Origin of the sequence: Luteibacter sp. UNC138MFCol5.1, from assembly GCF_900110505.1 — a bacterium.
Taxonomy (GTDB): Bacteria; Pseudomonadota; Gammaproteobacteria; order Xanthomonadales; family Rhodanobacteraceae; genus Luteibacter.
In genome coordinates this window covers 364,667-386,203 of record NZ_FODZ01000003.1, presented here as the reverse complement: position 1 = coordinate 386,203, position 21,537 = coordinate 364,667, and the positions used below count along the sequence as shown (strand labels likewise).

Sequence of the window (21,537 nt, the reverse complement as noted above, 5' to 3'; positions counted from 1 at the left end):
CATGAGCGACAACGAACTTCCCTTCGCTTTCGGCGCGCCACCGCTGAAAGGCCGCCTGCGTTCGACGCCCGACGATTTCTTCGTCGAAGAGGTGTCGGGCTACGAGGCCGACGGCACGGGCGAGCATGCCTTCCTCGTGGTGGAGAAGCGCGGGGCGAACACGGAGTGGGTGGCCCGCGAACTGGCGAAGTTCGCGGGCGTCCAGGCGATGAACGTCGGCTACGCCGGCATGAAGGACCGGCACGCCGTGACCCGGCAGGTGTTCACCGTGCACCTGCCCGGCAAGGCCGATCCCGACTGGTCCGCCTTTCCGGCCGAGGGCGTGACGATCCTGTCGGCCGCGCGTCATTCGCGCAAGATCAAGCGCGGCGCGCTGCGCGGCAACCGCTTCGTGCTGGTGCTGCGCGAGGTGGAGGGCGAACGTGCCGAAGCGGAAGATCGTCTGGCGGCTATCGCGGCGCGGGGCGTGCCGAACTATTTCGGCGAGCAGCGCTTCGGCCTGGGCGGGAACAACGTCGCGCAGGCGAAGGCGATGTTCGCCGGCCGCCGCGTCGACCGCGACAAGCGCTCGATCCTGCTCTCCGCGGCGCGGTCCCACATCTTCAACGGCGTGCTGGCCGAGCGTGTCGCGGCGGGGCGGTGGGACACGCCGATGGATGGCGAGATCTGGTCGCTGGAAGGTTCCCGCTCGTGGTTCGGTCCGGAAGCGTTCGACGCGACGCTCGCCGAACGACTCGCGCGTTTCGACATCCATCCGTCGGGACCGTTGTGGGGCAGCGGCGATACGCCGGCAGGTGGCGCGGCCGGTGAACTGGAACGCGCGGTCGCCGCGCGCGACGAGGATCTCGCGAAAGGCCTCGCCGGGGCGCGCATGGACCAGGAGCGCAGGGCGCTGCGCCTGCGTCCGCGTGACCTCGCCTGGCGCTGGCTCGACGACGGCGCGCTCGAGGTCGCGTTCGGTCTGCCGGCGGGCGCGTACGCCACGACGGTACTGCGCGAGGTTGCTCTTACGGGCTGACCGGGCGCCGTAGGAGCGCGCCCTGCGCGCGACAGCTTTTGGCGCCTTGAGCCGCAGGTCCTGGCGCTCTTCGCGAAAAAATGTCGCGCGCAGGGCGCGCTCCTACGGTCGTGACGGTTACGAGACGTCCAGGCCCGTTCAGCCCTTCAGCAACACCACCACGGCGCCGGTGCCGCCCTGCATCGGCCGCGCCGACGCGAACGCCACGACATCGTCGCGCCGCCGCAGCAGACGATCAGTCAGCCCCTTCAGTACCGGCCCCGCCGCCTTCGAGCGGAGTCCCTTGCCGTGGATGATCCGCACGCAGCGGAGGCCGTCGTGGCGGCACTCCGCCAGGAACTCCGCGATCGTCAGTTGCGCGGCGGCCGCGTTCATCTGATGGAGATCGACGTCGGCCTGGATGCTGAACTGGCCTCTTTTGAGTTGCTTGAGGAGTTTCGGTGGGTAGCCGTCGCGCAGGAACGACAGTTCCTCGCCGACCTCGAGATCCGCCGGATCGTAGTCGAAGAGCATCGATTCGGCGGGCACGGCCGCTTCGTCGGCGTCGCGCATGTGCGGATGCGGCTCGGGCCGCGGCCGCTCCGGGGGCGAGTGGCTCGTCATCACCGGACGTACATCGCCGATCGCCTCGCGGAAGAGCCGGCTATCGTCCTCGTGGATTTTCGGCGGGCGTCGCGTCATGAGCGTGATCCTACGGGATGCGCCGGATCGGCGTAACGGTGTCCGGGGTCGCGATGGCCACGAGACCTGGTCGTCGTGAATCCCGTGGGCCGGTCCGGTAGACTTGGGCGGTCGGGCGGTTCCCTCACGATGGGGCCGCCGCACCCGTTTTTCGATCTGGATCAGCATGCAAGTTCTGGTTAGCAACGACGACGGCGTGGAGGCCCCTGGCATCCAGGTGCTGGCCGAGCGTCTGGCCGAGTTCGGTACGGTGACCATCGTCGCCCCCGATCGCGATCGCTCCGGCGCGAGCAACTCGCTTACCCTCGACGCGCCGATCCGCGTGAAACGTCTCGACAACGGCGCGTACCGCGTCGCCGGTACGCCGACGGACTGCGTCCATCTCGCGCTGTCCGGGCTGCTCGATCACGACACCGACATCGTGGTCTCGGGCATCAACAGCGTCTCCAATCTGGGGGACGACGTCATCTATTCCGGCACGGTGTCCGCCGCGATGGAAGGGCGCTTCCTCGGCCTGCCGGCCATCGCCGTCTCGCTCGCGACGCGCGAGGATTCGGGCCGTCATTACGCTTCGGCCGCCAGCGCCGTGCTGATGCTGATGCGCCGCCTGATCGTCGACCCGCTGCCGGCCGACACGATCCTCAACGTCAACGTGCCCGATCTTCCGTGGGGCGAGATTCGCGGCTTCGAGGTCACGCGCCTCGGCAAGCGCCATCGTTCCGCGCCGGCCATCCGCGCGCACGACCCGCGCGGCCGCGAGATGTGGTGGATCGGGCCGCCGGGCGAGATCGACGACGACGGTCCGGGCACGGATTTCGACGCGGTGCGCCGCGGCTACGTCTCGGTGACCCCGATCCACACCGACCTCACGCGCGTGCAGGCGCTGGAGAAGGTCGGCAGCTGGATGCTTTCGTTGACCCCCGGCATGGGCAACGAGGAGGCCGCCTGACGTGGTGAACCTCCATGCGCTTCCACCATCGGCGCTGCGCGGCGAAGGCATGACCTCGCAGCGCGCGCGCGACCGCCTCGTGGCGCGGCTGGCCGAGGAGGGCATCCGCGACGAGCGCGTGCTCGAGGTCATCCGCCAGTTGCCGCGCCACCATTTCATCGACCAGGCGCTGCATTCGCGCGCCTACGAGAACACCGCGCTGCCGATCGGCCACGGCCAGACGATCTCCCAGCCATGGATCGTCGCGCGCATGACCGAAGCCCTGATCGAGCACGGCGTGCCGGAACGGGTGCTGGAGATCGGCACCGGTTCCGGTTACCAGGCCGCCGTGCTGGCGGGCGTCGTCCCGACGGTCTACACCGTCGAGCGCATCGAGGAACTCCTGCGCCAGGCACGTCGCCGCTTCCGTCAGCTCGGCATCGAGAACCTCCGCTCGCGTCACGACGACGGCAAGCTGGGCTGGGAATCGGATGCGCCCTTCGACGGGATCATCCTCACCGCCGCGGGCGACCGCGTCCCGGCGAAGCTGCTCGACCAGCTGAAGCCCGGGGGCGTGCTCGTGGCGCCCGTCGGCAGTCCCAGCCAGCAGGTGCTCATCCGCCTGCGCAAGGAGGCCAACGGCGAGGTGCTTCGCGAAGACCTTGGCGCCGTGAGTTTCGTCCCGCTACTCGGCGGCATCGGCTGATGCCGTCCCCTCATAAGGAAAACCGCTGAATGCGGCTGTTCGCTTCGCTCTACGAGCGCGCCATCACCTGGGCACGCCATCGCCATGCGGTGCGCTATCTCGCCGGCCTCTCCTTCGTCGAAGCCTTCATCTTCCCGGTGATGCCGGAGGTGATGCTGGCGCCGATGATGCTCGCCGAGCCGCGCAAGGCGTTCCGTTTCGCCAACTGGAGCCTTCTGTTTTCGCTGCTGGGCTCCGTGGTCGGTTACGCGCTGGGCCATTTCGCCTTCGAGGCGCTGAAGCCATTGCTCGACTCGCTGCACCTGCTCGCGCCGATCCTGAAGGGCGTGGAAAACTTGCAGAAGGACATGCAGGCGCATGCGCTCGGCCTTTACATCGTGCTGGCGATGGCCGCGCTCCAGCCTGTCGTGCCGATGAAGTTCGTCACCTGGGCCGCCGGCATCGTCGGCGTGCCGCTGCTGCCGTTCCTGCTGTGCATGCTCATCGGCCGCGGCAAGCGCGTCTGGCTGCTGGCGCTGCTGGTGCGCATCTTCGGTGAGCGCGCGGAGCAGATGCTGCGCAAACACATCGAATGGATAGGGTGGGCTGTTATCGTAGCCATCGTCCTGCTGGCCGCCTGGTGGTTCCTGTTGCGATGAGTGACCGTGAAAGGAGATCCGCGATGCTCATGACCCGAGCGCTGCCGCTGGCCGCCACCCTGGCGGCCGTCCTCGTCCTGAGCGGTTGCGGCATCGAGCGCAGTTCCGTCGTGGTGACCCGAAGCCCGGGGTCGTATCAACCGGCGCGCGCCGCCACGCCGCCGCCCCCGCCGGGCGGCAGCTATCGCGTCAGCAAGGGCGATACGCTCTACAGCATCGCCTTCCGCAACAAGGTCGACTTCCGCGACCTCGCCAGCTGGAACGGCATCGCCTCGCCTTACACCATCTGGCCCGGCCAGGAGCTGCGTCTCTCACCGCCGGGCCGCGCGTCGCACACGGCGACGCCGGCACCGGTCGTGGCCGCGACGCCGCCTCCGTCACCCGCGCCGCACGCGGCGCCGCCGCCGGCCGGCGCGCAACCGGGCTTCGCGCCCGTGACCGAGGCGGAGAGCGCGCCGCCGCCGGCCGTCGTGTCGGCGCCCGCGCCGGCGACCACCACGAACACGCCCGTCGTGGTCGCCGGCAAGCCGGCCGAATCGGTGGTCCCGCCGCCGGCCGCGCCCTCCGCGCCCGCGACGCAGCCGCCTCCGCCGGTCGAGAATCCGCCGGCGTCCACGCCGATCGTCGCCAGTGGCGCCACGCGTAGCGCGGGTGGCATCACCTGGCGCTGGCCGGCCGACGGTGCGCTCATCAAGAAGTTCTCGTCGGGCGACGCGATCCCCGGCATCGAGGTCGGCGGCAAGGCGGGCGATCCGATCCGCGCCGCGGCCGACGGCGTCGTGGTGTACAGCGGCAACGGTCTCGTCGGCTACGGCGAGCTCGTGATCATCAAGCACAGCGACAGCTTCCTTTCCGCGTACGGGCACAACCGCAAGCGCCTGGTGAAGGAAGGCGAGAAGGTGAAGGCCGGTCAGACGGTGGCCGAGATGGGCTCGTCCGGGGCCACCCGCGACGAACTCCAGTTCCAGATCCGTCGCGACGGCAACCCGGTCGATCCGCTGCAATACCTGCCGCCGAAATAACCCGGCGGGCGACTCAGAGCCCGCCGCGGGCCTTGCGCGCCTCGTAGGCCTGCAGGTGCGTCAGCGCGACCTGCAACAGGGGCGCAGGCACGTCGGCGTCGCGCGCGCGGCGGAGCATGTCGCCGACGATGTGGTCGCCTTCGATGCGCTGGCCCGATTCCAGGTCGCGCAGCATCGACGCCGTGAGCGGCGAGCCTTCCTGCGTCAGCGTCTTCCAGGCGAACGAACGCGCCTTGTCGGGTACCGGATGGCCGCAGGCGCGAGCCACGCCGAGGCATTCCTCGTACATGCGCTCGACGAGCAGCCGGCCGTCGTCGGTGGCGACGATGTCGCCGACGCTGCCGCGGAACAGGCAGGTTGCCCCCGCCAGGGTGGCGAGGAAGGTGAACTTGGCCCAGAGGTCGCGGTGGATGTCCTCGGCGTGCGTATGGTCGATCCGTGCGCTGGCGAGCGTCGCCGCGATGGCGTCGCAGCGTTCGCCGTGCGTGGCGCCGTCGCGTTCGCCGAAGGTGATCGAGGCGCCGTTGCCGTAATGGACGATCTCGCCGTCCGGGCCCTTGCCCGCACTGATCACGCACATGCCGCCGATGATGCGGTCGGGTCCGAAGCGGCGGTCGAGCGAGGGGTAGTGCGCCAGGCCGTTGAGGATCGGAAGGATGGCGGTGCCGTCGCTCACGGCCGGATCGATCGCTTCGATCGCGGAGTGCAGGTCGTAGGCCTTGCACGAGAGGAGGACGAGGTCGAAGGGCCCGGCATCCGCCACGGTGTCCGCGGTGACGTGCTTCACGCTCAGGTGCGCGTCGCCGAACGGGCTGCGGATCACCAGTCCCTTGTTGTCCAGCGTGCGCGCGCGTTCCGGGCGGACGAGGAACGTCGTGTCGATACCCGCCTCGGCAAGTCGTCCGCCGAAGTAACCACCGGTTCCGCCGGCGCCCAGGACGAGGATGCGCATGGAGAGGTATCTCAGGGCAGGATGAAGGCCGCCAGGACCTTCCGGCCCTCCGCGGCCAGGAGGCTGTAGGTGCGGGCGGCCGAGCCGTTGGTCATGGCTTCGATGCCGATGCCGCGGCGCAGGAACGCCGCCATGACCTCGGCCGGCGGGAAGACCTGGCGCTCACCGGTGCCCAGCAGCACGACCTCGGGCTTCAGGGCCGCGATGGTCTCGACGTCGGTCAGGCTCAGTTGCGCGGCGTCGGTGACCGGCCAGTCCTCGACCACCTCGTTCGGCGTGACCAGCAGGCTCTGGTGGAAGTCGCGGTCGACGATCGTGACCGTCGACGGCCCGACCCGCCGCACGAAGAGGTATTCGCCCTGGTGCTCGAACGAGAGATCCATGGGCTCAGCGGGGCAGGGCGAGCTTCGGGTCCTGCTCGTTCCGGCGGAACAGGACGACGATGTGGCCGATTTCCTGGACGTTTTCGGCGCCCGTCTGGCCGGTGAGGAAGGCGATCTGCGCCTGGCGCTCGTCCTTGTCGCCCCCGGAGAGCTTCACCTTGACGAGCTCGTGGATGTCCAGGGCCTGGCCCAGTTCCTTGGCCACGGCCTCGGTGGCGCCCTTGTTGCCGAGGAGGATCACCGGGCGAAGGTCGTGGGCGAGGCTGCGCAGGTAACGGCGCTGTGTAGGGGAGAGCGACATTGCGTTCAGGTTCGATGTGCGGCTGACAGGCGGCAAAGGGTATCATCAACGGCCGGCACCTTACTTATCGATGGTCGAAAGCCCATGGCACGCAGCAAGAGCAGTTCCCGTTGGCTGCGGGAGCATTTCGACGATCCCTACGTCAAGAAGGCCCAGGCGGAGGGCATGCGCTCCCGCGCCGTCTTCAAGCTGGAGGAGCTGATCGACCGCGACCGGCTGCTGAAGCCCGGCATGACGATCGTCGACCTCGGCGCCGCCCCCGGCGGCTGGTCCCAGCTCGCCCGCCAGCGCCTCGGCGACACCGGCAAGGTGATCGCCCTGGACATCCTGCCCATGGCCAGCCTCGCCGGCGTGGAATTCATGCAGGGCGACTTCCGCGAAGAATCGGTGCTTCGAGAGCTCGAAGCGATGCTCGGAGGCCAGAAGGTCGATCTTGTCCTGTCGGACATGGCCCCCAATATGTCCGGTGTGGCACTCGCCGACCAGATCCGCGCCATGGACCTGTGCGACCTGGCCCGTCAGTTCAGCCTCGACTGGCTGAAGCCGGGCGGGTCGTTCCTGGTGAAACTGTTCCAGGGGGCGGGGTTCGACGAGTACCTGAAGAACTTGCGCGCGGACTTCAGTCGCGTGACGATGCGTAAACCGAAGGCCTCCCGCGCCCGTTCGCGAGAGGTCTATGCGCTGGCGACCGGCCTGAAGTCCGCGTCCCGGCAACCTGGCGAGAACCGCGCATGAACGAGATGGCAAAAAACCTGTTGCTCTGGCTGATCATCGCGGTGGTCCTGCTGACCGTGTTCCAGACCTTCAACCCGCATAGCGGCTCGTCGCAGGACATGTCCTACACGACCTTCGCGCAGCAGGTGGACAACGGCAACGTCGCGAGCGGCACGATCACCTCGACGGCACCGCCGACGATCACCGGCAAGCTGAAGGACGGCGGCTCCTACCGCACCGTGGTGCCGGTGGTGGGCCTGTCCACGAGCGACCTGGTCAAGCAGATGCGCGACAAGGGCGTCGAGCTTCGCCAGGAGCCCGCCGACAACGGCTTCTCGCTGCTGGGCCTCGTCTTCAACTGGCTGCCCATCATCATCTTCGTGGCGGTGCTGATCTGGTTCATGCGCCAGATGCAGGCCGGCTCCGGTGGACGTGGCGCCATGAGCTTCGGTCGCTCGCGCGCCAAGCTGCAGGGCGAAGACCAGGTCAAGGTCAATTTCACCGACGTCGCCGGCTGCGACGAAGCCAAGGAAGAGGTCGGCGAGCTCGTCGAATTCCTCCGCGATCCCGGCAAGTTCCAGAAGCTGGGCGGCAAGATTCCGCGCGGCGTGCTGATGGTCGGCCCGCCCGGTACCGGCAAGACCCTGCTCGCCAAGGCGATCGCGGGCGAGGCCAAGGTGCCGTTCTTCTCGATCTCGGGCTCCGACTTCGTCGAGATGTTCGTGGGCGTCGGCGCGAGCCGCGTGCGCGACATGTTCGAGCAGGCGAAGAAGCACGCGCCCTGCATCATCTTCATCGACGAGATCGACGCCGTCGGCCGTCATCGCGGCGCCGGCATGGGCGGCGGTCACGACGAGCGCGAGCAGACGCTCAACCAGCTGCTCGTCGAGATGGACGGCTTCGAAGGCACCGAGGGCATCATCGTCATCGCGGCGACGAACCGTCCCGACGTGCTCGACCCCGCGCTCTTGCGCCCGGGCCGTTTCGACCGCCAGGTCGTGGTCGGCCTGCCGGACGTGAAGGGCCGTGAGCAGATCCTCAAGGTGCACATGCGCAAGGTGCCCACCGCGACGGACGTCGAACCGATGACGATCGCGCGCGGCACGCCCGGCTTCTCGGGTGCCGACCTGGCGAACCTCGTGAACGAGGCCGCGTTGTTCGCCGCGCGTGAGAACGCCCGCGAAGTGCGCATGAGCCACCTCGACCGTGCGCGCGACAAGATCCTGATGGGCACCGAGCGCCGCTCGATGGCCATGAACGACGAAGAGAAGCGGCTGACGGCGTATCACGAGGCGGGCCACGCGATCATCGGCCGTCTGGTGCCGGAACACGACCCCGTGTACAAGGTCACCATCATCCCGCGCGGCCGCGCGCTGGGCGTGACGATGTACCTGCCCGAGGGCGACCGTTACAGCATGAACAAGGTCGCCATCGAATCGCAGCTGTGCTCGCTGTATGGCGGTCGCGTGGCGGAAGAACTTATCTTCGGTCACGACAAGGTCACGACGGGCGCCTCGAACGACATCGAGCGCGCCACGAAGATGGCCCGCAACATGGCCACGAAGTGGGGCCTGTCCGACGAACTGGGTCCGGTCACGTACGGCGAGGAGGAAGACGAGGTCTTCATCGGCCGCTCCGTGACGCAGCACAAGAGCGTGTCCAACGAGACGGCGCGCAAGATCGACGAAGTGGTGCGCACGATCCTCGATCGCGCTTACGCGCGCAGCAAGGACCTGCTCACCACCAACATCGACAAGCTGCACGTGATGGCCGACGCGCTGCTGCAGTACGAAACGATCGACGCACGCCAGATCGACGACATCATGAACGGTCGTGAGCCGGGGCCGCCGGCCGACTGGCAGAAGCCGGGTCCGACCCCGCCGCCGCCCCCGCGCGGTGACGCCGGCTCCGCGCCGGACAAGGTCGGCAAGCCGGCCACGCAGCTGTAAACGGGAAGGGCGGCCACGGGCCGCCCTTCTTCGTCATGGAGCGGAGACTCGCCCCAGCCCGCCAGGAGCCGATCGCATCGGCGATCCTGCGGGCAGGCTCGCGACGACATCGCGGCAATGCGACCTCGCGAATGCATCCATTCGGACGGCTATTCGCAACGCTTGTTACATCCGCGAGAAAAAAAGTTTCAGAAAAGTGTTGACGCACACCCTCGATATCTGAATAATTCCGCTTCTCGGCACGGCGCTAACGCTTCACGGCATTAGTCACCGGGTCAAAGGTTTAAAGTGTGCGCCCGTAGCTCAGTTGGATAGAGTACCAGGCTACGAACTTGGTGGTCGGGAGTTCGAATCTCTCCGGGCGCACCATCTTTAAGCAAGGCCGCGGCGGTAACGCTTCGGTCGCGGTAGTTGAAAGTGTGGTGTGTTCATACGGATTGACGGGCTTGAGTTTGACCCGTAACATTTGAAGGCTACACCCCGGTAAATCGGGATGGTGCTTGAAGTTCGGGGTATAGCTCAGTCTGGTAGAGCGCCAGCTTTGGGAGCTGGATGTCGGGGGTTCGAATCCCTCTGCCCCGACCAATTGGCGTTCTACGTACAGTGCCTGCGCCTGTAGCTCAACCGGATAGAGCATCGGCCTTCTAAGCCGACGGTTGCAGGTTCGATTCCTGTCGGGCGCGCCAGATGGTGTTTTATGGTGGGCGTAGCTCAGCTGGTTAGAGTACCGGATTGTGATTCCGGATGTCGTGGGTTCGAGTCCCATCGTCCACCCCACTTACAACGCAAGTTTCAAACGGGCCGTTAGCTCAGTTGGTAGAGCAGTTGACTCTTAATCAATTGGTCGTAAGTTCGAATCTTACACGGCCCACCAATTCGAAGGCGCTCAGGGAAACCTGAGCGCCTTTTCTTTTCGAGGCGGATACGCACGGGCGCAGGACAGTTCCCGGAAAGGCGTGCGAGCCCATGATGGCCCCTTTATTCCACGCCTTTGACCTGCCCGCGAACGCGCCGGGCGAACGAGTTGCCCGATGTCGATCCACACCCATTCGCCCGTCCTGTCGGCAGGGCGAAGCCGTATGCGCGCCGCGCGGCGCGGCGTGCCCGCCTGGGCGCTCGGGGCCATCGTGGCCCTCTACATCCTCACGGTGCTCAACCGGGAGCTGTGGACGCAGGTCCATGACGCGCTGACCGCATCGCGCGGCACCCCAGGATTCTGGCTGCTGAGTGTGACCGTTTGCTGTCGGCTCGTCGGCAACCTGGTGCTGACCCTCGCCCTGGTGACGTGGCCGCGCATCGGCAAGCCCATCCTCGCGTTGCTCATCCTCGTCGCGGCTGCGAGCGCTTACTACGCCGACGCGTTCGGCGTGCACCTCAACGAAGAAATCATCCAGAGCATCTTCGAGACGCAGCGCGCGGAAGCGCTCGCGCTGGTCACGTTCGGCTCCGTCGGCTGGATGCTCGCGTTCGGCGTGCTGCCGGCGGTGCTCGTCCTCCTCGTGCCGGTGCGTTTCCCGTCGATGTGGCGCAGCCTCGGTCAGCGCGCCGCCATCGTGTTCGGCGCCGCGTTGCTGATGGTGGTGCCGTCGATGCTGGCCGGCCGCAACTACGTGTACTTCGAGCGCAACCATCGCGCGTTGTATGAAGTGTTCAATCCGTATGCGGCGCTCAGCGGCACCTTTCATTACCTGCAGCGCGACGTCTTCCGTCCGAAGCGCAGCATGACGCCGATCGGCACCGACGCGACGCTCGCGCCGACGACGAACGACCGCAAGCGCGTCGTCGTGCTCGTGGTGGGCGAGACGGCGAGGGCGGAGAATCAGTCGCTGCAGGGATATGGGCGCGAGACGAATCCGGAGATGAAGCGCGCCGGCGCCATTTATTTCAGCGATACCTGGTCGTGCGGCACGGCGACGACGATCTCGGTGCCCTGCATGTTCTCGGACATGACGCGCGCAAGATTCGACAAGCCCGTCGCCAAATCGCACTGGAACGCGCTGGACGTGCTCCAGCACGCCGGCGTCGACGTCTTCTGGCGCGACAACGACGAAGGCTGCAAGGACGTCTGCGCTCGCGTACCGAACGACGACCTCACCAACGCCAGGGTCGCGGGCCTGTGCGACGCCGAGGGCTGCTTCGACGATGTCCTCTTGACCGACCTTCCGGAACGCCTCGCCCGCATGCGCTCGCCGGCACTGCTGGTGCTGCACCTGAAGGGCAGTCATGGTCCGGACTACTTCCAGCGCTATCCGGCGGCGTTCAATGTGTTCGGCCCGGGCTGCGATACGGGCGAGGTCCAGACCTGCACGTACGCGCAGGCGGTGGCGAGCTACGACAACACGATCCTCTACACGGATCACATCCTCGGGCGCGTCGTGGACACCCTCGAGGCGGTGCCCGACGTCGACAGCGCGATGATGTACCTCTCCGACCACGGCGAATCGCTCGGCGAGCACGACATCTACCTGCACGGCGCGGACTGGGACACGGCGCCCAGCCAGCAGAAGCATGTGCCGATGCTGATGTGGCTTTCTCCCGGCTGGGCGCGCGACAGCGGCGTGCGCCTGGACTGCATGGAGCAGCGCCGCACCCAGCCCGCGAGCCAGGACAATCTGTTCCACACGTTGCTGGGCTTCTTCGACGTGAGGACGACGCTCTACAAGCCGGATCTGGATCTTCTGGCGGGTTGCCGGGCCTGACGCTCCCGCCGGCCGGCGCAGTGGACCGGTGCGGCCCACGCGCCTAGAATGACGCGGCGCGCGAGAGTGGCGGAATTGGTAGACGCACCAGATTTAGGTTCTGACGGGGCAACCCGTGCGGGTTCGAGTCCCGCCTCTCGCACCATCCCTTACGAATCCGCGTAAAAGAAAAGCTTGACGATGATGGCGGTGGCGGCGCCGACGGCGCTGACGATGATCGCGCCGAAGGCGACGACCGGGTAGTAACGGGACTCTGCCTGGATCTTCGCGGTTTCGGCGCCGATTTTCATCGTCTCGGCCATGGTCTTCGAAATGTTCGCGCGGATCTCGTCGATGTCGTCGGCATTCATTGCTCGTGTCTCTTCCATGTGTTCGCTCCTAGCCTACCAACCCTTTCCAGCGGTTGCACCGCAGGCAAACTGCGTGGCGCGCTAGTTTAGCGATGCAAGGCTGTCGGTCCGATGCCATGCCGCCCTGGCATGTGTGTGCGCATGTGTGTTGATTCGGAGTCAGGGGCATCCTTGGTTCTGGAGCACCATCGCGAAACACGCGGGCCCGAGGTCGACGGCGCTCAGGTCACCGCGCGCCGCGCCACCACGGTGCCGAGCACCGCGAGCAGCACGGTGATCGCGAAGTTCGCGGCGAAGGCCGCGGTGTGCGATGTCGCGAGCAGCGCGGCGAACAACGAGCCGCCGATGGCGAGCGTGGTCGCGACCATCAGCGATTCGCACAGCTGCAACGCCGAACTATTCCTGCCCTGTTCGTGTTCCTCCGATATCGACAGCGCGAGCACCGCGACGGTGCCGTAGAGCATGCCCATGCCGAGACCGGTCAGCAGCCAGCCCGCGACGGAGGCGATCACCGGCATCCACGCGAACGTGCAGAGCGCGGCGATCGTGCTGCCGATCACCATGAGCGCCGTGCCGCGCAAGAGCAGCGTTCGCCGCGATACCTTCGCGTAGTGCCCCTGGTACCAGGAGCCGGAGAACCAGCCGATCGCGCCGACGCTGATCGCGACGCCCGCCCACATCGGCGAGAGGCCGTGCTGGGTCGAGAACGCGAGGGGCAGGAAGGCCTCCGTGCCGAAGAACGCGGAGGCGGCGACACCTCGCAGCGCGACGACGGCGGGAAGCCCGCGCGCGGCGCGAAGCGTACCGGCCGGCAGAAGACGGCGGCCGCAGAAAAGGAGCAGGGCCAGGGCCGGCAAGAGAATGGCCGCGACGCGCCACCCTTGCTCCTGGCCCGCGACGAAGAGGAGGCAGGCGCCGACCGCCGCCCCGATCGAGTAACCCATGCGGCCGGGTGCGTCCGCGGCCGCGCCCTCCGGGGACGCGAGCGATCGCAGCGCACCGCGCAGGGCGACCGCGGCCGGCACCGCGAGAAGCGGCACGCCCAGGAATACCCAGCGCCAGCCGACGTGCTCGACGATCGCGCCGCTGACGGCAGGACCGATCAGGGCAGGGACGACCCATCCCGCGGAGAAGGCTGCGAAGACCTTCGGCCGCAGTGCGTCCGGATAAAGGCGCCCGACGATGACGTACAGCGCGGGCGAGAGGCAGCCGGCGCCGAGTCCCTGGACCAGCCGACCGATGAGCAGCGTCGGCATGTCGCGGGCGAAGCCGGCGATGAGCAGCCCGATCACGAAGCCAGCCAACCCCGTCCACATCGCGGGTGCCGGCCCCTTCCTGTCGCTCCAGCGGCCGGACAGGGTCATGCCGATCACGCTCGTCGCGAGGACGCCGCCGAACGCGAGCGCGTAGGCGCGCAGGCCGTCGAGCTCACGGGCGACGGTCGGCATGGCCGTCGTCACCGCCAGCGCCTCGAAGGCGATCAGGGAGATCAGCGCGACCATGCCGACCGTCGCGGCCCGGTAGGGAGGCGAGAGGATGCCCGGAGCGCGCGCGGCACCGGCGTTGGCGAGGAGGTCTGGATCGGACGTGCCCACGTTCATTCGGGTTCCTTGGGGGAGGGGGAGTCTCGCACGGTTGCCCACGGGCACCCGAGGGGGCACCATGCGACCTAAACTAATGTTGAGGTCAAGCAATGCGGGAATTCAGCGTCGGCGAGGTGGCGAAGCGCGCCGGGGTTGCGGTGTCCGCTCTCCACTTCTATGAGCGCAAGGGGTTGATCCGCAGTCTCAGGACGGCCGGGAACCAGCGACGCTACGCGGCGGACGTGCTCCGCCGGATCGCGGTCATCCGGGTCGCCCAACGCGTCGGCATGCCGCTGGAATCGGTCCGGCAGGCGCTCGCGTGCCTGCCGGACCAGCGTACGCCCTCGGTGGAGGACTGGGCCACGATGTCCGCCGCCTGGCGCGCGGAGCTCGAAGATCGGATCGCCCAGCTGACCGAACTGAAGGACCGGCTGACTGGTTGCATCGGCTGCGGCTGCCTGTCCCTCAAGGCCTGCGCCCTCGCCAATCCGGAAGATCGGCTGGCAGCCGAAGGGGCCGGTCCGAGGCGCCTGGCACCCGGTTGAGGCAGGTTGCGGCGGCGTGAAGGCAAAACGTAGAATGGGCAGTCATTTGCGGGGTTTTTCACCGCCGGGAGGCAGGTCGCGGCCATCGCCCCGGCCCATGCGGTGGAACCCTTGTGTTCGGTTACGGCGACGGATGGTCGCCATCGCGCCACGTCCGTGGTGGTTTCAGGAGAGGTCATGCAGGTTTCGGTTGAGAATGTCGGCAAGCTCGGGCGCAAGCTCACGGTGAAGTTCCCGGCTGAGCGTCTGGAGACGCAGGTCAGCGAGCGCATCGCGGAAATGGGCCGCACGGTGCGCCTGAAGGGCTTCCGTCCGGGCAAGGTGCCCACCAACGTGATCAAGCAGCGCTTCGGCGCGCAGGTCCGTGGCGAGGCGCTGTCGGACCTGATCGGCAGCACGCTGCGCGAGGCCTTCACGCAGGAAAAGCTCCAGCCGATCGCCAACCCGTCCGTCGACACCACGGGCAACGCCGAGAACGGCGAGATCGCCTACACGGCCACCTTCGAGGTGATGCCGGAATTCCCGGCGATCGACGTCGCCGCCCTGGAGATCTCCCGTCCGAAGGCCGAAGTGACCGACGCCGACATCGACAAGATGATCGAGACCCTGCGCACGCAGCGTCGCAGCTTCGACGAAGTCAGCCGCGCCTCGAAGGAAGGCGATTTCGTGATGTTCGAATACTCCGCCGAGGCGGGCGACTACCGCTTCCCGGCCGAAGGCCTCGAGCGCGCCGGCAGCGTGCTGGGTTCGGGCACCCTGTTCAAGGCGCTCGACGACGCCCTGACCGGCCGCACCGCGGGTGACGACCTGGTCCAGGACGTCGCCTTCCCGGAAGACTTCCGCAACCCGGACCTCGCCGGCAAGACCGCGAAGGTCACGCTGAAGATCGTGAAGGTGCAGGAGCCGAACCTGCCGGCCGTCGACGCCGACTTCGTGAAGATGTTCGGTGTCGCCGACGGCGACATCGAGACCTTCCGCAAGGAAGTCCGCGCCAACCTCGAGCGCGAGCTCAAGGCGACGGTGATGGCCCGCCTGAAGTCCGAAGTGGCCGAAAAGCTGGCCGGCGCCTTCCCGGATCTCGACGTGCCGGAACTCATGGCCAACGCCGAGGCCCAGAGCCTTGCCGCCGGCAACCTCCCGCGCGGCCAGCAGCCGTCGCCGGAGATGGTGGCCGAGGCCCTGCCGTTCGCGCGCAAGCGCGTGATCGCCGCGCTCCTGATGGGCGAGATCGCCCGCAAGAACGAGCTCCGTCTGGACCGCAAGCGCACCGGCGACATGCTGGCGGCGATTGCCTCCACCTATGAAGAGCCGGAAAAGGTCATTGAACTGTATAACAGCGACCCCCAACTGATGCAGGGACTGCAGAACCGCGTGATGGAAGACCAGGTGGCGGAGTGGGTGGCCGACAACGCCAAGACCACGGACCAGAACCTGAGCTTCGACGAAGTGATGCGGCCGATCGGCGCCTGAGCGCCGTTCGCTGGCAATAACCGGGCCCCACACGAAGGAGAGACCCCATGTCCATGGCTCCGATCCAGAACCTCAACCTGGTGCCCATCGTCGTCGAACAGACCTCGCGCGGCGAGCGTTCGTACGATATCTACTCGCGCCTCCTCAAGGAGCGCGTGATCTTCGCCGTCGGCCCGGTCGACGATTACATGGCCAATGTGATCGTCGCCCAGCTGCTGTTCCTCGAGTCGGAGAACCCGGACAAGGACATCAGCCTGTACATCAACAGCCCCGGTGGTTCCGTCACCGCGGGCATGGCGATCTACGACACGATGCAGTTCGTGAAGCCGGACGTCAGCACGATGTGCATCGGCCAGGCGGCCTCGATGGGCGCGCTCCTGCTCGCCGCGGGCGCGGCCGGCAAGCGTTACTCGCTGCCGCATTCGCGCATCATGATCCATCAGCCGTGGGCGGGCGGTATCTCCGGCCAGGCGACGGACATCGAGATCCACGCGCGCGAGATCCTCACCATGCGTGAGCGTCTCAACGCGATCCTCGCCCACCACAGCGGCAAGACGGTGGAAGAGATCGCCCGCGACACCGAGCGCGACCGCTTCATGAGCGGCGCGGAAGCCCAGGCCTATGGCCTGATCGACTCGGTGCTCGACAAGCGTCTGGTCGATACCGTCCGTTCAGCTTGATTGTACTTTTCGCTTGTGAAAACCGGCACTTCGCCCCTCATTCCCGGGGCGGAGCGCTGTGCTATTCTCAAAGCGCACCTGGATTCTCAGTAGGGCCCAAAGCATGAGCGACGAGCGGCAGAGCCGTTCCAACGACGGCGGCAAGATTCTTTACTGCTCTTTCTGCGGCAAGAGCCAGCATGAAGTGCGAAAGCTGATCGCAGGCCCCAGCGTGTTCATCTGCGATGAGTGCGTTGAACTGTGCAACGACATCATCCGCGAGGAACTGGAAGAAAAGGCGGCCTCCGGTCGCACGCACCTTCCGAAGCCGCGCGAGATCATGGAAGCCCTCGATCAGTACGTGGTCGGCCAGACGCGCGCCAAGAAGGCGCTCTCCGTCGCGGTCTACAACCACTACAAGCGCATGGAATCGCGCCAGAAGAACGACGAGGTCGAACTCGGCAAGTCCAACATCCTCCTGATCGGTCCGACCGGTTCGGGCAAGACGCTGCTGGCCGAGACGCTGGCGCGCCTGCTCAACGTGCCGTTCACGATCGCGGATGCCACCACGCTGACCGAAGCCGGTTACGTGGGCGAGGATGTCGAGAACATCATCCAGAAGCTTCTGCAGAAGTGCGACTACGACGTCGAAAAGGCGCAGAGCGGTATCGTCTACATCGATGAAATCGACAAGATCTCGCGCAAGAGCGAGAACCCGTCGATCACCCGCGACGTGTCCGGCGAAGGCGTGCAGCAGGCGCTTCTGAAGCTGATCGAAGGCACGCTGGCTTCCGTGCCGCCGCAGGGCGGTCGCAAGCACCCGCAGCAGGAATTCCTGCAGGTCGACACGCGCAACATCCTGTTCATCTGCGGCGGCGCGTTCGCGGGCCTCGACAAGGTGATCCAGCAGCGTTCGGAGACCACGGGCATCGGCTTCAAGGCCGAAGTCCGCTCGAAGGAGCGCACGGAGAACGTCGGCAAGACGCTTTCGGAAGTCGAGCCGGCCGATCTGGTCCGTTTCGGCCTGATTCCGGAGTTCGTCGGCCGCCTGCCGGTGGTCGCCACGCTCGACGAGCTCGACGAGGCCGCCCTGGTGCAGATCCTCACCGAGCCGAAGAACGCGGTCACCAAGCAGTTCCGCAAGCTCTTCGACATGGAAGGCGCCGAGCTGGAGTTCCGTCCGGAAGCGTTGTCCGCCATCGCCCGTCGCGCGCTCAAGCGCAAGACCGGCGCGCGCGGCCTGCGCACGATCCTGGAGCAGGTGCTGCTCGACACGATGTTCGAACTGCCCTCGCTGGAGCATGTCAGCAAGGTCGTGGTCGACGACGCCGTGATCGACGGTCAGGCTGAGCCTTACCTTATCTACCGCGGCAACCTGCAGCAGCAGCGCATCGCGGGCGAGGGTGGCGACGCGGCCTGATCGCGTCGTCCAAGGCCCCTTATGGCGGCCCCGGCGTCCACTCGGCGCCGGGGCCGTTTTTCTTTGCGAGGGCGCTCTCGCGTCTCCCTTGATCGTTCCTTCGCGAACCACCACTTGACGTGTATGGCGGCTCCGGCGCAGTGTCGGGGCGAGCCCCATCCATCCGAGGGAAACCCCAAGAACATGGCGAAGAATCGCAGCCAAACCACGAGCGGATCCGAGCTGGACCTGTTGCCGGTCCTGCCCTTGCGCGATGTCGTCGTCTATCCGCACATGGTCATCCCGTTGTTCGTCGGGCGCGACAAGTCCATGCGCGCGCTCGAACGCGCGATGGAAGGCGAACGGCAGATCCTGCTCGTCGCGCAGAAGAGCCCCGACATCGACGATCCGGCCATCGCCGACCTGCACAACGTCGGCACGCTCGCGGGCGTGCTGCAGCTGCTGAAGCTGCCGGACGGCACCGTGAAGGTGCTCGTCGAAGGGCAGTCGCGCGTGCAGATCGACGCGTTCGAAGACGAGGCCGGCATGATGAGCGGCCGCGCGCACGTCATCGAGCCGATCTACAGCAACAACGAGCGCGAGCTCGACGTCGTGTCGCGTTCGCTCGTCTCGCTGTTCGAACAGCTGGTCAAGCAGAGCCGCAAGCTGCCGCCGGAGATCCTGGCGACGCTCTCGGGCATCGACGATCCGTCGCGCCTGGCCGACTCGATCGCCGCCCATCTTTCGGTCCGCATGGCCGACAAGCAGCGCGTGCTCGAAACCGCGGACGTCGGTCAGCGCCTCGAGCTCCTCATCGGTCTGGTCGACGGCGAGATGGACCTGCAGCAGGTCGAGAAGCGCATCCGCGGCCGCGTGAAGTCGCAGATGGAGAAGAGCCAGCGCGAGTACTACCTCAACGAGCAGATGAAGGCTATCCAGAAGGAACTGGGTGAGGGCGAGGAGGGCGCGAACGAGATCGAGGAACTCCAGAAGAAGATCGACGGCGCCGGCATGCCCAAGGCCGTGCTCGCGAAGGCGCGCCAGGAGTTCAACAAGCTCAAGCAGATGTCGCCGATGTCCGCCGAGGCCACGGTGGTGCGCAACTACCTCGACTGGGTGGTGGGCGTGCCGTGGAAGAAGCGCACGAAGGTGCGCAAGGACCTCGCGCTCGCGCAGGAAACCCTCGACGCCGATCACTTCGGGCTCGAGAAGGTCAAGGAGCGCATCCTCGAATACCTCGCGGTCCAGCAGCGCGTGAACACGATGAAGGGCCCGATCCTGTGCCTCGTCGGTCCGCCCGGCGTAGGCAAGACGTCGCTCGGCCAGTCGATCGCGAAGGCGACGAACCGCAAGTTCGTCCGCATGAGCCTGGGTGGCGTGCGCGACGAGGCCGAGATTCGCGGTCATCGCCGCACCTACATCGGTTCGATGCCGGGTCGCATCGTGCAGAACCTCAACAAGGTCGGCAGCAAGAACCCGCTGTTCGTGCTGGACGAGATCGACAAGATGTCGATGGATTTCCGCGGCGACCCGTCGTCGGCGTTGCTCGAGGTGCTCGATCCGGAGCAGAACAACGCGTTCAACGACCACTACCTCGAAGTCGACCTCGACCTTTCGGAAGTGATGTGGATCGCCACCGCGAACTCGCTGAACATTCCGGGTCCGCTGCTCGATCGCATGGAAGTCATCCGCATCCCCGGTTACACCGAGGACGAGAAGCTCAACATCGCGCAGAAGTACCTGTTGCCGAAGCAGCTGAAGGCCAACGGTCTGAAGGCCGACGAGCTGGTGGTGGGCGAAGACGCGCTGCGCGACATCGTGCGTTACTACACGCGCGAGTCGGGCGTCCGCAACCTCGAGCGCGAAATCTCGAAGATCTGCCGTAAGGTGGTGAAGGAGATCGCGCTGGGCACGGTGCCCGCGCAGGCGAAGGCCAAGGTGAAGAAGCCGGCGAAGGCGGCGAAGGGCAAGGCGCTCGCGCCCGACCACGTGCACGTCGACGGCGGCAACCTCGATCATTACCTGGGCGTGCGCCGCTTCGACTTCGGTCGCGCGGAGCAGCAGAACGAAGTCGGTCTCGTCACCGGCCTCGCCTGGACGCAGGTCGGCGGCGATCTGTTGAGCATCGAGGCTTCCGTGGTGCCGGGCAAGGGTCGCCTGGTCCACACGGGCCAGCTGGGCGACGTGATGAAGGAATCGATCCAGGCCGCGCTCAGCGTCGTTCGCGCGCGCGCCGCGGGTCTGGGCATCGAGCCGGACTTCCACGAGAAGCTCGACATCCACATCCACGTGCCGGAGGGTGCGACGCCGAAGGACGGTCCGAGCGCGGGTATCGCGATGTGCACGGCGCTCGTGTCGGCCCTGACGAAGGTGCCGGTGCGATCCGAGGTCGCGATGACGGGCGAGATCACCTTGCGCGGTCGCGTGCTGCCCATCGGTGGCCTGAAGGAGAAGCTGCTGGCGGCGCATCGCGGCGGCATCACCACGGTGATCATCCCTGAGGAGAATCGCAAGGATCTGGTCGACCTGCCGGAAAACATCACCGGCTCGCTCGACATCCACGCGGTGAAGTGGATCGACGAGGTACTCGATCTCGCGCTGGAGCGCCCGATCGGGCAGGCGAAGACCGGCAACGGCGGCGAGAAGGTCGACGTGCCGCGCACGCAGGGCAAGCGTGGCAAGGGCAAGGCATCGCCGTCGCTGACGCATTGACGTAACGACACCGCATCGTTTCGTGTCACGAACAAGGGCGCACGCAAGTGCGCCCTTTTCGTTTTCGTCGTCCTGTCATCGACACGCCGCGATAATCCTTTTCGATGTCGCGCGCAAGCCTCCAAAGACCATGCATATGGCCTGAAAGCCTTGGTATTCCTTGTATTGCGATGGGGGGAGGGCGCTGGTATAAAGTCGGCTCCGCCTTCGCCCGCGCCGCAAGGGCGCGCTGGATCGCGGGGTTGCATTCGCCATGCCGAATCGGCGCGGCACCTGCGACCTGACGTCTTCGCCATGAATCGCCGACCGGCGCTTCGAATTACCTATGAAGGGAGTTACGTAATGAATAAGACCGACCTGACCGCCGCCATCGCAGAAATGGCAGAGCTCTCGAAGGCTGACGCCGGCAAGGCGCTCGATGCCCTGATCAAGGTGGTGTCCGAGACTCTGAAGAAGGGCGAAGACGTTGCCCTCGTCGGCTTCGGTACCTTCAAGCTGCGCAGCCGCGCCGCGCGCACCGGCCGCAACCCGCGCACGAACGAAGAGATCAAGATCCCGGCGTCGAAGGTCCCGGCCTTCACCGCTGGCAAGGCGCTCAAGGATCACGTAAACTAATCCGTCTTGCCGTCGGGGGTGCTTAGCTCAGCGGTAGAGCGTCGCCTTTACACGGCGCTGGTCGGGGGTTCGATCCCCTCAGCACCCACCAACGGAAAGTGGAGTGGTAGTTCAGTCGGTTAGAATGCTGGCCTGTCACGCCGGAGGTCGCGGGTTCGAGTCCCGTCCACTCCGCCAGTCATCCACAAAGGCGCCCGCGTGGCGCCTTTGTTT

General features: G+C 66.6%; 20 protein-coding genes and 8 tRNA genes. 22 read left to right on the top strand and 6 right to left on the bottom strand.

All coding sequences use genetic code 11. The annotated features are described in order from the left end of the window. Nucleotide 1: 1 nt before the first annotated feature. On the top strand, nucleotides 2–1,018 hold the full coding sequence (gene truD / locus BMY69_RS10220; protein WP_090177710.1) for a tRNA pseudouridine(13) synthase TruD: 1,017 nt from the start codon (nucleotides 2–4) through the stop codon (nucleotides 1,016–1,018). 138 nt (nucleotides 1,019–1,156) lie between these two features. Here truD and BMY69_RS10215 read toward each other — a convergent pair whose 3' ends face one another. Next, nucleotides 1,157–1,699: a Smr/MutS family protein gene (locus BMY69_RS10215; RefSeq protein ID WP_090177707.1), complete on the bottom strand. Its 543-nt coding sequence runs from the start codon at nucleotides 1,697–1,699 to the stop codon at nucleotides 1,157–1,159. A gap of 166 nt (nucleotides 1,700–1,865) precedes the next feature. On the opposite strand from BMY69_RS10215, the gene surE reads away from it, so the two are divergent. Genes surE through BMY69_RS10195 form a run of 4 tightly spaced genes read left to right on the top strand, consistent with a single transcriptional unit; the run spans nucleotide 1,866 to nucleotide 4,993 of the window. Further along, nucleotides 1,866–2,648 carry a 5'/3'-nucleotidase SurE gene (gene surE / locus BMY69_RS10210; protein WP_090177704.1) on the top strand — a complete coding sequence of 261 codons (783 nt, stop codon included), beginning with the start codon at nucleotides 1,866–1,868 and terminating at the stop codon, nucleotides 2,646–2,648. 4 nt (nucleotides 2,649–2,652) lie between these two features. Continuing rightward, nucleotides 2,653–3,333 (top strand): protein-L-isoaspartate(D-aspartate) O-methyltransferase, encoded by a 681-nt coding sequence (locus tag BMY69_RS10205; protein ID WP_254779251.1) that lies wholly within the window; start codon nucleotides 2,653–2,655, stop codon nucleotides 3,331–3,333. A 29-nt stretch (nucleotides 3,334–3,362) separates the two neighbouring features. Continuing rightward, a complete protein-coding gene (locus BMY69_RS10200; RefSeq protein WP_090054279.1) occupies nucleotides 3,363–3,971 on the top strand; it encodes a YqaA family protein in 609 nt (202 codons plus the stop codon). 29 nt (nucleotides 3,972–4,000) lie between these two features. Beyond that, nucleotides 4,001–4,993, top strand: coding sequence for a peptidoglycan DD-metalloendopeptidase family protein (locus tag BMY69_RS10195; protein WP_090178433.1), 993 nt, complete (start codon nucleotides 4,001–4,003; stop codon nucleotides 4,991–4,993). Nucleotides 4,994–5,006: 13 nt separating this feature from the next. Here the strand turns inward: BMY69_RS10195 and panE are convergent, their stop codons facing one another. From panE to BMY69_RS10180, 3 genes are read right to left on the bottom strand one after another with little or no spacing between them, the layout of a single operon-like run. Next, nucleotides 5,007–5,945, bottom strand: coding sequence for a 2-dehydropantoate 2-reductase (panE, locus tag BMY69_RS10190; RefSeq protein WP_090177702.1), 939 nt, complete (start codon nucleotides 5,943–5,945; stop codon nucleotides 5,007–5,009). Nucleotides 5,946–5,956: 11 nt separating this feature from the next. Then, nucleotides 5,957–6,328 (bottom strand): Mth938-like domain-containing protein, encoded by a 372-nt coding sequence (locus tag BMY69_RS10185; RefSeq protein WP_090177700.1) that lies wholly within the window; start codon nucleotides 6,326–6,328, stop codon nucleotides 5,957–5,959. A 4-nt stretch (nucleotides 6,329–6,332) separates the two neighbouring features. Next, nucleotides 6,333–6,629, bottom strand: coding sequence for a YhbY family RNA-binding protein (locus tag BMY69_RS10180; protein WP_090054274.1), 297 nt, complete (start codon nucleotides 6,627–6,629; stop codon nucleotides 6,333–6,335). Between the two features lie 84 nt (nucleotides 6,630–6,713). Here BMY69_RS10180 and rlmE point away from each other — a divergent pair, with 84 nt between their 5' ends. The 9 genes from rlmE (at nucleotide 6,714) to BMY69_RS10135 (ending at nucleotide 12,136) form a co-directional block, all read left to right on the top strand. Beyond that, nucleotides 6,714–7,364: a 23S rRNA (uridine(2552)-2'-O)-methyltransferase RlmE gene (rlmE, locus tag BMY69_RS10175; RefSeq protein WP_090054272.1), complete on the top strand. Its 651-nt coding sequence runs from the start codon at nucleotides 6,714–6,716 to the stop codon at nucleotides 7,362–7,364. Beyond that, the gene (gene ftsH, locus BMY69_RS10170) at nucleotides 7,361–9,292 is read left to right on the top strand and encodes an ATP-dependent zinc metalloprotease FtsH (RefSeq protein WP_175472802.1); all 1,932 of its coding nucleotides are present in this window, start codon (nucleotides 7,361–7,363) and stop codon (nucleotides 9,290–9,292) included. Before rlmE ends, ftsH begins: the two co-directional genes overlap by 4 nt. A 292-nt stretch (nucleotides 9,293–9,584) precedes the next feature. Continuing rightward, nucleotides 9,585–9,661 (top strand) — tRNA-Arg (locus BMY69_RS10165). Between the two features lie 139 nt (nucleotides 9,662–9,800). Further along, a tRNA-Pro gene (locus BMY69_RS10160) sits at nucleotides 9,801–9,877 on the top strand. A 24-nt stretch (nucleotides 9,878–9,901) separates the two neighbouring features. Then, a tRNA-Arg gene (locus BMY69_RS10155) sits at nucleotides 9,902–9,978 on the top strand. 14 nt (nucleotides 9,979–9,992) lie between these two features. Beyond that, a tRNA-His gene (locus tag BMY69_RS10150) sits at nucleotides 9,993–10,069 on the top strand. Between the two features lie 21 nt (nucleotides 10,070–10,090). After that, nucleotides 10,091–10,166: transfer RNA gene (locus BMY69_RS10145), tRNA-Lys, on the top strand. A gap of 157 nt (nucleotides 10,167–10,323) precedes the next feature. After that, a complete protein-coding gene (locus tag BMY69_RS10140) occupies nucleotides 10,324–11,991 on the top strand; it encodes a phosphoethanolamine transferase (RefSeq protein WP_090177697.1) in 1,668 nt (555 codons plus the stop codon). A 60-nt stretch (nucleotides 11,992–12,051) separates the two neighbouring features. Next, nucleotides 12,052–12,136, top strand: a tRNA-Leu gene (locus BMY69_RS10135). A 4-nt stretch (nucleotides 12,137–12,140) separates the two neighbouring features. Here the strand turns inward: BMY69_RS10135 and BMY69_RS10130 are convergent. Together BMY69_RS10130 and BMY69_RS10125 are read right to left on the bottom strand one after the other, a co-directional pair. Continuing rightward, nucleotides 12,141–12,359: a hypothetical protein gene (locus tag BMY69_RS10130; RefSeq protein ID WP_139206063.1), complete on the bottom strand. Its 219-nt coding sequence runs from the start codon at nucleotides 12,357–12,359 to the stop codon at nucleotides 12,141–12,143. 203 nt (nucleotides 12,360–12,562) lie between these two features. After that, the gene (locus BMY69_RS10125) at nucleotides 12,563–13,942 is read right to left on the bottom strand and encodes an MFS transporter (RefSeq protein WP_090177695.1); all 1,380 of its coding nucleotides are present in this window, start codon (nucleotides 13,940–13,942) and stop codon (nucleotides 12,563–12,565) included. A gap of 92 nt (nucleotides 13,943–14,034) precedes the next feature. On the opposite strand from BMY69_RS10125, the gene soxR reads away from it, so the two are divergent. The 8 genes from soxR to BMY69_RS10085 all read left to right on the top strand — a co-directional run bounded on the left by soxR (nucleotide 14,035) and on the right by BMY69_RS10085 (nucleotide 21,501). Beyond that, nucleotides 14,035–14,469, top strand: coding sequence for a redox-sensitive transcriptional activator SoxR (gene soxR / locus BMY69_RS10120; RefSeq protein WP_090177692.1), 435 nt, complete (start codon nucleotides 14,035–14,037; stop codon nucleotides 14,467–14,469). A gap of 177 nt (nucleotides 14,470–14,646) precedes the next feature. Further along, entirely contained in the window at nucleotides 14,647–15,939 is a 1,293-nt protein-coding gene (gene tig, locus BMY69_RS10115; RefSeq protein ID WP_090054263.1) for a trigger factor, read from the top strand. Between the two features lie 47 nt (nucleotides 15,940–15,986). After that, a complete protein-coding gene (gene clpP / locus BMY69_RS10110; protein ID WP_090054261.1) occupies nucleotides 15,987–16,619 on the top strand; it encodes an ATP-dependent Clp endopeptidase proteolytic subunit ClpP in 633 nt (210 codons plus the stop codon). A gap of 103 nt (nucleotides 16,620–16,722) precedes the next feature. Beyond that, nucleotides 16,723–18,018 (top strand): ATP-dependent Clp protease ATP-binding subunit ClpX, encoded by a 1,296-nt coding sequence (gene clpX, locus BMY69_RS10105; protein ID WP_090054259.1) that lies wholly within the window; start codon nucleotides 16,723–16,725, stop codon nucleotides 18,016–18,018. Between the two features lie 183 nt (nucleotides 18,019–18,201). Then, a complete protein-coding gene (lon, locus tag BMY69_RS10100) occupies nucleotides 18,202–20,709 on the top strand; it encodes an endopeptidase La (protein WP_090177688.1) in 2,508 nt (835 codons plus the stop codon). A gap of 342 nt (nucleotides 20,710–21,051) precedes the next feature. After that, a complete protein-coding gene (locus tag BMY69_RS10095; RefSeq protein ID WP_090054255.1) occupies nucleotides 21,052–21,324 on the top strand; it encodes an HU family DNA-binding protein in 273 nt (90 codons plus the stop codon). Nucleotides 21,325–21,340: 16 nt separating this feature from the next. Continuing rightward, nucleotides 21,341–21,415, top strand: a tRNA-Val gene (locus BMY69_RS10090). Between the two features lie 9 nt (nucleotides 21,416–21,424). After that, a tRNA-Asp gene (locus tag BMY69_RS10085) sits at nucleotides 21,425–21,501 on the top strand. Nucleotides 21,502–21,537: the final 36 nt, after the last annotated feature.

Coding starts and splice junctions, on each gene's coding strand:
- surE (WP_090177704.1), top strand. CDS start 1,866: ATGCAAGTTCTGGTTAGCAACGACGACGGCGTGGAGGCCCCTGGCATC.
- BMY69_RS10200 (WP_090054279.1), top strand. CDS start 3,363: ATGCGGCTGTTCGCTTCGCTCTACGAGCGCGCCATCACCTGGGCACGC.
- BMY69_RS10140 (WP_090177697.1), top strand. CDS start 10,324: ATGTCGATCCACACCCATTCGCCCGTCCTGTCGGCAGGGCGAAGCCGT.
- BMY69_RS10180 (WP_090054274.1), bottom strand. CDS start 6,629: ATGTCGCTCTCCCCTACACAGCGCCGTTACCTGCGCAGCCTCGCCCAC.
- BMY69_RS10125 (WP_090177695.1), bottom strand. CDS start 13,942: ATGAACGTGGGCACGTCCGATCCAGACCTCCTCGCCAACGCCGGTGCC.
- soxR (WP_090177692.1), top strand. CDS start 14,035: ATGCGGGAATTCAGCGTCGGCGAGGTGGCGAAGCGCGCCGGGGTTGCG.
- rlmE (WP_090054272.1), top strand. CDS start 6,714: ATGGCACGCAGCAAGAGCAGTTCCCGTTGGCTGCGGGAGCATTTCGAC.
- ftsH (WP_175472802.1), top strand. CDS start 7,361: ATGAACGAGATGGCAAAAAACCTGTTGCTCTGGCTGATCATCGCGGTG.
- tig (WP_090054263.1), top strand. CDS start 14,647: ATGCAGGTTTCGGTTGAGAATGTCGGCAAGCTCGGGCGCAAGCTCACG.
- BMY69_RS10130 (WP_139206063.1), bottom strand. CDS start 12,359: ATGGAAGAGACACGAGCAATGAATGCCGACGACATCGACGAGATCCGC.
- clpP (WP_090054261.1), top strand. CDS start 15,987: ATGTCCATGGCTCCGATCCAGAACCTCAACCTGGTGCCCATCGTCGTC.
- BMY69_RS10215 (WP_090177707.1), bottom strand. CDS start 1,699: ATGACGCGACGCCCGCCGAAAATCCACGAGGACGATAGCCGGCTCTTC.
- BMY69_RS10095 (WP_090054255.1), top strand. CDS start 21,052: ATGAATAAGACCGACCTGACCGCCGCCATCGCAGAAATGGCAGAGCTC.
- BMY69_RS10185 (WP_090177700.1), bottom strand. CDS start 6,328: ATGGATCTCTCGTTCGAGCACCAGGGCGAATACCTCTTCGTGCGGCGG.
- clpX (WP_090054259.1), top strand. CDS start 16,723: ATGAGCGACGAGCGGCAGAGCCGTTCCAACGACGGCGGCAAGATTCTT.
- truD (WP_090177710.1), top strand. CDS start 2: ATGAGCGACAACGAACTTCCCTTCGCTTTCGGCGCGCCACCGCTGAAA.
- BMY69_RS10195 (WP_090178433.1), top strand. CDS start 4,001: ATGACCCGAGCGCTGCCGCTGGCCGCCACCCTGGCGGCCGTCCTCGTC.
- lon (WP_090177688.1), top strand. CDS start 18,202: ATGGCGAAGAATCGCAGCCAAACCACGAGCGGATCCGAGCTGGACCTG.
- panE (WP_090177702.1), bottom strand. CDS start 5,945: ATGCGCATCCTCGTCCTGGGCGCCGGCGGAACCGGTGGTTACTTCGGC.